Origin of the sequence: Kordiimonas laminariae (assembly GCF_023008165.1) — a bacterium.
In the GTDB taxonomy this organism is placed as follows: Bacteria; Pseudomonadota; Alphaproteobacteria; order Sphingomonadales; family Kordiimonadaceae; genus Kordiimonas; species Kordiimonas laminariae.
In genome coordinates this window covers 1-677 of sequence record NZ_JAKQZA010000019.1, presented here as the reverse complement: position 1 = coordinate 677, position 677 = coordinate 1, and the positions used below count along the sequence as shown (strand labels likewise).

1 pseudogene is annotated in these 677 nt (G+C 44.0%); it reads right to left on the bottom strand.

Features of this window, described 5'->3' with window-relative positions:
• Positions 1-677, bottom strand: a pseudogene (locus MF542_RS17490) (hypothetical protein); the annotation flags it as partial.

The following is a 677-nucleotide window of genomic DNA, read 5'->3' as shown; positions in this document are numbered from 1 at the left end:
CAACACTCTTAGCTGTATATCAAAGCCATTACCATCACCTGTATCTGACTGATAACTAACAACAACATCACCGGCAACATTAACATCTGCATCAAGGAAGGACTGAGTGCCCGTTGCATCTGTATGTGCAGTAAATGAATCTCCGATAGAATTGCCATCAGCGTCATACCGTTGGCCGTAGATATTAACACCAGACCCGGCGTCGCTTTGTTCCCAGAACACAACGAACGTACCGTCCGGTAATGTAGCGATATCGCTATAGAAGTTTGCAGTGCTACCACTAGATACCTGAATGTCTCCGGTTGTCGCATGCCCCTGAGCATTAAAGAGCCTCATAAAAATTGGCCCATCCGCATATACCTGCCAGCTAACAACAAAACCACCATCTTCCAAAGCGGCGGATGTTGTAGCGTGTTGATCTCCTGCTGAGCCTGCATTTACAGTAAAAATAGGAACATCAATTGATCCATCGGCATTATATATCTGGCCGTATGTCTCGGTTCTGGCTGTACCGTTCAGATAATAGTTCCATGTCAGAAGGATTTTACCATTGGACAATTCAGTAAACGTTGGCAAAGCACCAGAATTGGCAGCAATAATATTATTGGTCTCAACAACAATTGAGCCAGTATTATCATAAATACGGCCGTAGGAATCATACTTCGAACCATTCCAAA